Source organism: Sphingobacterium sp. JB170 (genome assembly GCF_900163865.1).
GTDB lineage: Bacteria > Bacteroidota > Bacteroidia > Sphingobacteriales > Sphingobacteriaceae > Sphingobacterium.
Genome location: NZ_FUKU01000026.1, coordinates 571,586 through 580,383, shown reverse-complemented (window position 1 = coordinate 580,383; position 8,798 = coordinate 571,586). Strand labels below are relative to the sequence as shown.

General features: G+C 40.2%; 9 protein-coding genes. 7 read left to right on the top strand and 2 right to left on the bottom strand.

The annotated features are described in order from the left end of the window. The first annotated feature begins 155 nt into the window (after nucleotides 1-155). The 3 genes from FM107_RS07950 to FM107_RS07940 all read left to right on the top strand — a co-directional run bounded on the left by FM107_RS07950 (nucleotide 156) and on the right by FM107_RS07940 (nucleotide 4,006). Nucleotides 156-695, top strand: a complete 540-nt coding sequence (locus FM107_RS07950; protein WP_086947950.1) for a hypothetical protein — start codon at nucleotides 156-158, stop codon at nucleotides 693-695. 92 nt (nucleotides 696-787) lie between these two features. Next, complete coding sequence (dnaG, locus tag FM107_RS07945) at nucleotides 788-2,794, top strand: DNA primase (RefSeq protein WP_086947949.1); 2,007 nt, start codon at nucleotides 788-790, stop codon at nucleotides 2,792-2,794. Nucleotides 2,795-2,947: 153 nt separating this feature from the next. Beyond that, the gene (locus tag FM107_RS07940) at nucleotides 2,948-4,006 is read left to right on the top strand and encodes a glutaminyl-peptide cyclotransferase (protein ID WP_086947948.1); all 1,059 of its coding nucleotides are present in this window, start codon (nucleotides 2,948-2,950) and stop codon (nucleotides 4,004-4,006) included. 69 nt (nucleotides 4,007-4,075) lie between these two features. Here the strand turns inward: FM107_RS07940 and def are convergent, their stop codons facing one another. Next, a complete protein-coding gene (gene def / locus FM107_RS07935) occupies nucleotides 4,076-5,311 on the bottom strand; it encodes a peptide deformylase (RefSeq protein WP_086947947.1) in 1,236 nt (411 codons plus the stop codon). 98 nt (nucleotides 5,312-5,409) lie between these two features. Here def and ruvX point away from each other — a divergent pair, with 98 nt between their 5' ends. Then, nucleotides 5,410-5,823, top strand: coding sequence for a Holliday junction resolvase RuvX (gene ruvX, locus FM107_RS07930; protein ID WP_086947946.1), 414 nt, complete (start codon nucleotides 5,410-5,412; stop codon nucleotides 5,821-5,823). Nucleotides 5,824-5,827: 4 nt separating this feature from the next. Continuing rightward, the gene (ybeY, locus tag FM107_RS07925) at nucleotides 5,828-6,262 is read left to right on the top strand and encodes an rRNA maturation RNase YbeY (protein ID WP_086947945.1); all 435 of its coding nucleotides are present in this window, start codon (nucleotides 5,828-5,830) and stop codon (nucleotides 6,260-6,262) included. A gap of 60 nt (nucleotides 6,263-6,322) precedes the next feature. Here the strand turns inward: ybeY and FM107_RS07920 are convergent, their stop codons facing one another. Further along, nucleotides 6,323-6,742, bottom strand: coding sequence for a nucleoside-diphosphate kinase (locus FM107_RS07920; RefSeq protein ID WP_086947944.1), 420 nt, complete (start codon nucleotides 6,740-6,742; stop codon nucleotides 6,323-6,325). A gap of 103 nt (nucleotides 6,743-6,845) precedes the next feature. Here FM107_RS07920 and FM107_RS07915 point away from each other — a divergent pair, with 103 nt between their 5' ends. After that, nucleotides 6,846-7,694, top strand: coding sequence for a 4-hydroxy-3-methylbut-2-enyl diphosphate reductase (locus FM107_RS07915; RefSeq protein WP_086947943.1), 849 nt, complete (start codon nucleotides 6,846-6,848; stop codon nucleotides 7,692-7,694). A 68-nt stretch (nucleotides 7,695-7,762) separates the two neighbouring features. Next, nucleotides 7,763-8,788, top strand: coding sequence for a ferrochelatase (gene hemH, locus FM107_RS07910; protein WP_086947942.1), 1,026 nt, complete (start codon nucleotides 7,763-7,765; stop codon nucleotides 8,786-8,788). Nucleotides 8,789-8,798: the final 10 nt, after the last annotated feature.

Below are 8,798 nucleotides of genomic sequence, written 5' to 3'. Positions count from 1 at the left end.
TGCCGTAACAGGTGGGAGAGTAGGTCGGTGCCTAATTTTATAGAATGCCCCTTCAGTAATTGGAGGGGCTTTTTTATGCCCTCTTTTTTCTAGTAGAATTTTCAAATCTCCTTTTAACAACCAGCAAACAATTGCATTTTGTTTACATTTGTCCTATGGAGGTATACGTTTATGGCGCTACGGCGCATGCGAAAATGGCGGTTGATCTTGCCGAACGATTGGGCGTTAAACTGAAGGGCTGTGTAGATAAATCTTTGTTACTCGAATCGATATTTAATTACCCAGTAGAACTGAATCATGTTCCAATGTCGGATTACTCTTATTTTTTAGCAATACGTAATGCAGAACTTCGGCAACGGATGTATGAGGAACGATCCTCCTTAAGTTATTGTACGCTGCTTGACCCATGCGCTGTAATCTCTAAGTATGCAGAAGTTGACGATGGCACCATTGTGTTTGCAAATGCAGTAATCTCTGCAGACGTTCAAATCGGTAAGCAAGTGTTAATAGATGCTGGTGTCGTGGTACACAGCAATACGATTGTTGAAGACTTTGTTAATATTGGCGCCAATGTTGTTGTTGGAGCGAATGTCCTTATCGGCAAGGGTGTTGAAATTGGTGCGGGCTCAGTGATTTTGGATGAATCTACAATTGCTCCGTTTACTTCTGTTTCTCCACGATCGGTAATTGAGTAAGAGCGGTATTTGTTTGGATTTTCCATAGATTCGATTAACTTCGTGTCTGTTCATGAAGCCTATGAATGTTTTAACAACGATAATAATAGAAGATGATAGCCAAGGAGACCATTGAAAAGGTTTTAGAGGTAGCACGAATAGAGGAAGTGGTCGGCGATTTCGTTGATTTGAAAAAGCGCGGCACCTCGTTGATCGGGAATTGTCCATTTCATAATGAAAAGACACCGTCTTTTCACGTTTCTGTTGCCAAAGGTATATATAAGTGCTTTGGGTGTGGGGTGGGGGGCGATTCGCTAAAGTTTGTTATGGAACTTGAGAAATATTCCTACCCAGAAGCAATTCGATACCTAGCCGATAAATACGCTGTACCCATTGAGGAGGTAAAACGCTCGCCCGCACAATTGGCCGCACAAGATAAACGCGAAAGTTTATATGTACTGAGTAAGTGGGCCGGGAAGTATTTTAAAGACCAACTATGGACATCAGTATCGGGCCAAACGATCGGTTTATCGTATTTCAAGGAACGGGGGTATCGTGAAGACATTATCAAAAAGTTTGAGCTTGGATATTCGCCTGACCAATGGACGGCATTGTCGGACGCGGCTGTTGCGGAAGGTTTCCATAAGGATTATTTGACGAATATTGGCTTGTCAATTCAACGGGATGATGGAAACGTTTATGACCGTTTTCGTGGTCGGGTAATCTTTCCTATTCATAATCTTACGGGCCGTGTTATTGGATTTGGTGGGCGTACTTTGAAAACAGAGAAGTCTGTTCCTAAGTACGTTAACTCGCCAGAGAGTGATATTTATCATAAGTCCGATGTTTTATATGGATTGAATTTCGCTAAGAAAGCGATCATAGATAATGACATTTGCTATTTGGTTGAAGGGTATGCCGATGTTATTTCGGTGCATCAAGCAGGTGTTGAGAATGTCGTTTCTTCCTCGGGTACTTCACTCACTTCAGGCCAGATTCATCTTATTTCCAGGTTTACAAAGAATGTGGTGATCCTTTATGATGGGGATGCGGCCGGAATCAAAGCATCTTTAAGGGGGACAGACATGCTTCTTGAGGAAGGGCTGAATGTTAAAGTACTCTTGTTCCCCGATGGGAATGACCCGGATTCTTATGTACAGAAATATGGCTCGTCAGAATTTAAAAGCTATGTTGATTCCAATCAAGAAGATTTTATCTTTTATAAGACGAATATACTGCTAAAAGATACTGGTGGAGACCCGATCAAACGAGCCGAAGTTATTCGTGAAGTGGTGCAAAGTATATCGTTGATTCCAGATGAGATAAAAGTTGCTGTTTTTATAAAACAATGTTCAACGTTATTGGATATCGAAGAGCGGGTGCTACTTACCGAACTGAATAAAATGCGTATTCAGCGTAATAAAGCGAATGATAAGAAAAGTGCTCAACAAGTAGAACGAACAAATTCACACATTAATTTTCCTGCTGGTGTCGGCTCTAGCGAAATGCCGCCTGCGGATTTCTTTTTGACCGATCGTGAGCGAGCAGAACTAGGGGCGCCCGGGGTTGAACCTAGCAAGGTAATTACGCCGGAGATACTACAAGAGCGAGAAATTGTCCGTATTTTATTAATTTATGGTGCCGAACTTGCAACGTGGGAGGGAGAGGGTGATGTTCCAGTGGCTCCATATATACTAAACGCCCTGGAAGACGTTACTTTTGAAGATCGACCAAGCGCCTTTATCATCGATGTATTTAAAAAAAGGGCAGAGGAATATGAAATTCCTGAAGCTAAATTTTTCTTTTCTCATCAAGACAAGGATGTCCAGGATATAGCCATCAACTGCGTAACTAGTCCTTATCAGTTGAGTCCGAATTGGAACGACGACAAGCGTAAAATCTATGTGCGTGAGGAACGGGAACATCTGCAAGAACTCAGTATCCAGGCTATCTATCGAATAAAGAAGAGAAAGGTGGAGCGAGAGATACATAGAATTCGAGAGGAGCTTAAGATCGAGACTAAAGCTGATGATTTAGAGATTTTACTCTCGAAATATCAAAAATTGAAAGAGGCAGAAAAGATTTTGGCTAATTTTTTAGGAAATATAGTTATAAGATAGCGGAACAACTACTTGGCGATAGAAGCCTAATGGGAAAACTAACTTATTTTAACCTTTTTCTCTGAAAATATTTCCTTAAATTGCTTTGCTGAACAATAATAATGGGCGAATCATAAAGGAGTGATTGTCCATAGAGTTCGAAATTATATACAAATGAAATTTTATAATATATTGGGCGTTGTTGCCTTATCCGTAGTTTTCGTGGTTGGCTGTAAGTCACAAAAGGAAAAGTTTGAGTTTGTAACGCCGCAGTCTGGCCAGACTATTGTTTACGGCGAGAAGATTTCGTTAAAAATGCAGTTTCCCGACACAACCCTAGATTCGGTGATCTATTCAGTAGATGGGGAGGTGATAGGACGAAAACAGGATACTTCGACCGTCGTTTTAGATACTCAAAATATAGGTATAGGTACACGTAACTTAGTAGCGAAAGTATACGTAAGTGGTAAGGAATCTACGGCATATAGTAATGTGACCGTGCTGCCAGAGACACCTAAACAATATACTTTTGAAAAGGTAGCTTCATATCCACACGATACTAAAGCATTTACCCAAGGTCTAGAGTATCATGATGGGATACTCTATGAATCTACTGGCGCGGGTAATGAGTTAATTTCATCGATACGTAAAGTTGATGTAAAGTCAGGGGAAATACTTCAAAAAAAGGAGTTTGTAGGTAAAAGCGACAATGGTCAGGATTATTTTGGAGAGGGGATTACTATTGTGGAAGATAAGATTGTGTTTTTGATGTGGCTTAATAAAGAGGGGCTTTTATTGAATAAGTCCAATTTTGAGCAGGTCGGAGCTTTTAGTTATCAAAACAGTAATGAAGGTTGGGGTATCTGTAACGCGGGAGAATTTCTGATTAAATCAGACGGATCCAACAAGTTGACCTTTTTGAACCCAAAGACGTTTCAAGAAGCACATGCAATAACGGTATACGATAGCCATGGTCCAGTAGATGCAATCAATGAACTTGAGTTTATAGAAGGTAAAGTTTATGCAAATATTTACGGCAAAGATGTAATTGCCATAATCGATCCGCAAAGTGGTGTTGTCGAGGGACAAATCAATTTAGTAGGGTTGCACAGTGCACCAAGTCAAACAGATAAAGAGTTAAATGGAATTGCTTTTAACTCAGCAACAAAAAATCTATATGTTACAGGTAAGCAGTGGGATAAACTCTACGAAATCAAGGTCGTTGCGCGGTAAAAGCCTGTTTTTCTATTGGTTCAAAAGTCCATCATATTTTTACCATTGATGGACTTTTCAATTTTCGTATTATGGTAAAATTGTATTTTTTTTAATCCAAAATTCTATTTGTTCATTTAATTCGACGGTCGCATCTTCGGCCCGTTGTTGTTCTTCTAGGCGGTCAGGAAATAGAATACCATATAGATGGTCCACCTCGTGTTGAAAAATGACTGCGGAATACCCCTCGATAATTTCTTCTACTTTATTTCCTGACTGATGGTCTACATATTGTAAAATGATTGCGTAGTTTCTTAAAACGTCCTCTCGCATATCAGGAATTGAAAGGCAACCTTCTACTCCCTTACGCATCAAAGCGGAACGCCATACGATTTTAGGATTGATGTAATAATTAAAGTCGTTTTCGTTTTTGTCAAAACGCTGCACACATATAATGTTTTTATTAATGCCAACCTGTGGAGCCGCAATTCCTACGCCCGGATGTTCGGGGTCGGTGACTGTTGCGTACATCCTTTTGGTCAGATGTTCAAGGAGTGGGCTATCAAATTTGATGTCATCCGATTGGGTCCGTAAAATGATAGAATCTTTTTCTAATGTCGTTTGTAACACGTACATTTTTTCATCAGGTTCACCAGATAGTATGATTTTTTTTTCTCTAGCAGTAAAATCTTTAGCCATAATGGGTTTTTCTTCTCGATGGTTTTTTGGGCCTGTATATTTCTTTTCGCCTACAGGAATGGCAATGTTAATGAAATTTTCTTTGGGTGGTTGGGGGCAACGATAACCATTGCTATATGCACAATAAGGGTTATACGCTTTGTTGAAGTCAATACGCACTTTTCCATTCTTAATATCTTGACGTTTTAAATCAATATAACGCCCGCTCTCGTAAGTGCTGTCACCGGTGGTAAGATCCATAATCGGGAAAAATAGGTAATTAGCTTGCATCTTCGTTTGGAAAAGACTCGCATTTTCGTATACCGGCAGGCTTAAATCATTTCCCTGAAGACTAAAATGTAACAATGCAAATCGTTTAAACACTTTACTGGTTCCATCAGAAGTCGGCAAACGAATAGTTGGTTCCTCGTATAGAAATTCGACCGTTGCTTCAACATCGAACTCTGGATCGAATGAGAAATAATTTACAAATCGGATATTTTCCGTTGCAATTGGACCGCCCGCGCTTTTTTCTAGCGAACGACGTTGATTTTCTCGGAATACTTCTATTTCATTATGGTCATCTTGCGCAAAGCCAGTTTGTACAGCAGCGAGCAGTAGCGTCAAAATAATAGATGCGTATTTCATGCATATTAAATTAGTATAGCAAAGATATAGATTTTTTATTTCAGCGGGGTTTCGTAGAACATCCTAAATGAATTGTACTTTTGTATAAAAATTGTTTTATGCGGATAATGGCTTTTGATTATGGCACCAAGCGTATTGGAATTGCGGTCACAGACCCGATGCAAATTATTGCTACTTCGTTGACAACGGTTCATCCTGAAAAAATTTGGGATTTTTTGATGACCTATTTGGAGCAGGAAGACGTTGAAACGTTTGTGGTGGGGAAGCCCTTGCAAATGGATGGTACGGCATCGGAGTCGGCGCAGTATGTGGTGGGGTTTGTTCGTCGATTAAAAAGGACTCATCCAGCTATCAATGTCGTTGAAATTGACGAGCGCTTTACTTCAAAAATGGCGTCCAATGTAATTGCACAAAGCGGGATGAAAAAAGGTAAGCGTCAACAAAAGGGACTTATTGACACTGTTTCAGCGACTATCATTTTGCAAACCTATTTAGAAACTAGAATACAATAATAAAATGGCGTTAAGAGATATTGTTTTTTTCAATGAAGAGATTTCCTATACTATAAAAGACAAGCAAAAGATTCGTCAATGGATTTTCGATACCATTAAGGCGGAGGGGTTTCGACGTGTTGGGGAACTTAGTTTTATACTCTGTTCTGATGAGTATCTTTTGAGTATTAATCAAGAGTATCTCGACCACGACACGTATACGGATATCGTTACTTTTGATTCCTCGGAAGAGGAAGATATTATCGAAGGTGATATCTTTATTTCTGTTGAAAGGGTGATCGAGAATGCCCAAAAATTCAACGTGTCGCAAAAGGACGAGCTACATCGTGTTATCATACACGGAGTTCTTCACTTATGTGGGTATTATGATAAAAACAAAGAAGATAAGGAGCTTATGACGCAGAAAGAGAATGAATATTTATTAAAAAGAACATTCTAAAAAACACAAAGGAGGCCGTTTTCAAAAAACGCCTCCTTTGTGTTTAATTTATGTGGCCGATTAGAATCGTTCGAATTGTGAAAAGTAGAAATTACCCTCAATTTCTGCATTGTCATCAGAATCAGATCCATGAACAGCATTGGCTTCGATTGAGTTTGCATATTTATTTCGGATCGTTCCCGGTTCAGCTTTACTTGGGTCTGTAGCGCCGATTAATGTGCGGAAGTCTTCAACAGCATTATCTTTTTCTAAGATGGCAGCGACAATTGGGCCAGAGGACATGAAGCTAACTAAATCATTATAGAAAGGTCTTTCCTTGTGTACGGCATAAAATGCGCCAGCAGTTTCCTTTGAAAGCTGGATATATTTCATTGCGATAATTTTGAATCCACCAGCGTTAATGTCATTTAAAATAGCACCGATATGGCCATTTGCTACGGCATCGGGCTTAACCATTGTAAAAGTTCTGTTTGTAGCCATCGTTTTAATTGTTTGTGCAAAGTTAATAAAATCATTTTTAGTAGATGATTAAAGTTGTCTCCATTTTCATGATAAATTACCCTTGAATGCGTAACTTTGTGTTATGGCTAAAGATCTTCAAGTAACGATAGATAAGGATTCGGGCTTTTGTTTTGGGGTAGTATACGCAATTGATATGGCGGAAGAAATCCTAGAGGAAGACGGATACCTGTACTGCCTAGGTGATATAGTACATAATGATGAGGAGGTTGCTCGTTTGAAAAACAAAGGGCTGCGAATCATCGAGCACGAAAATCTTAAAGATCTAAAGAACGAAAAGGTGCTAATTCGTGCACATGGCGAAGCGCCAGAAACCTATCGAACGGCGTTAGAAAATGATATAACACTCATCGATGCCTCCTGCCCGGTAGTTCTGAAGCTACAAAATCGAATAAAGACATCTTTTGATTCCCACGAAAAAATCTTAATTTTTGGTAAGCATGGACATGCCGAAGTTGTTGGCTTACAAGGGCAGACCAATAACGAGGCTTTAGTGTTTCAAGATATTGCTGAACTTGACGAGGTGGATCTACCGGATTCGTTTACTTTATATAGTCAGACTACAAAAAGTGTCGATAAATTTTATGCGATCAAAGAGGAACTATTAAACCGTGGTTACGACGTAAAGGCCAATGACACGATTTGCCGCCAAGTATCGAATCGGTATGAAGACTTAGGTGATTTCGCCCGCGGTTATGATAAGGTTGTGTTTGTTTCTGGTAAAAAGTCATCAAATGGGAAGGTGCTATTCGACGTATGTAAATTGGCGAACGAAAATAGTTTTTTCATCTCCGGTCCTCAGGAGCTTGACCCAACGATGTTTAATGATGGCGATTCCATTGGTATCTGTGGCGCGACCTCTACGCCAATGTGGTTGATGAAAGATGTCAAACAGGCTTTAGAGCTGTTTTAAGCGTCATGATATTCTCATTTTCTATAACTTGGACCTTGGTCGCATAAATTATAACTATTTTTGCTTTAATGAGTAAGCGTGCAACGAAAGGTGTGTTATTAGTACAATTAGGTACTCCTAATGCCCCGACTACCCCCGAGGTTCGTAGGTATTTGACGGAGTTCCTCATGGACCCGCGAGTTATGGATATTTCTTATTTGGGGCGATCTTTACTAGTGAAAGGGTTAATCGTACCAAAACGTGCGCCGCGCTCGGCGGCAACTTATAAAACGATCTGGGATGCGAAGACCGGATCTCCGTTGTTATATTACAGCGAAATACAGCGAGATTTATTACAGAAGGAGCTCGGAGATGATTATCACATCGAATTAGCGATGCGTTATCAAAATCCATCGATTGAATCTGCTCTTAAAAACCTTGAAGAAATGATGCTCGATTCAATTCGCGTCATACCTCTTTTTCCGCAGTATGCCTCGGCTACAACAGGATCCATTATTGATAAAGTAATGGAAATCATGCGAAAATGGCAATATTTTCCAACGCTTTCATTCGTGAGTAATTATTGCGATGATCCGCAAATGTGTGGGATCTATGCGCGGCACGCTTCGAAAAATAAGCTTGAAGAATTTGATCATATTCTGTTTAGCTATCACGGTTTGCCGGTACGCCAATTGGGAAAGGTTGACCCGAGTGGACAACTTCGCTGCCCCGATTCCGGATGTGACAGATGTAAGGTGGAGAAAAATAGTTTTTGCTACTTATCCCAATGCTACGCCACCACCCGTGCAATAGCAGAAAAGCTCGGGCTCTCTGAAAGTCGATACAGTGTGTGTTTTCAATCGCGCTTAGGTAAAACGCCCTGGATACAACCCTATACGTCCGATACACTCCATCAACTCGCACAAAAAGGTGTAAAGAAGCTTTTAGTATTCAGTCCCGCTTTTGTGTCGGACTGTATTGAAACGCTCGATGAGATACAAGTGGAGTATGCCGATGAGTTCAAGGCTGCAGGTGGGGAACAAGTGACAATGGTTGAGAGTTTAAACGATGATCCAGAGTGGATTGAGGTGCTGAGGAGACTTGCACTAGACTAAAAATATTTAT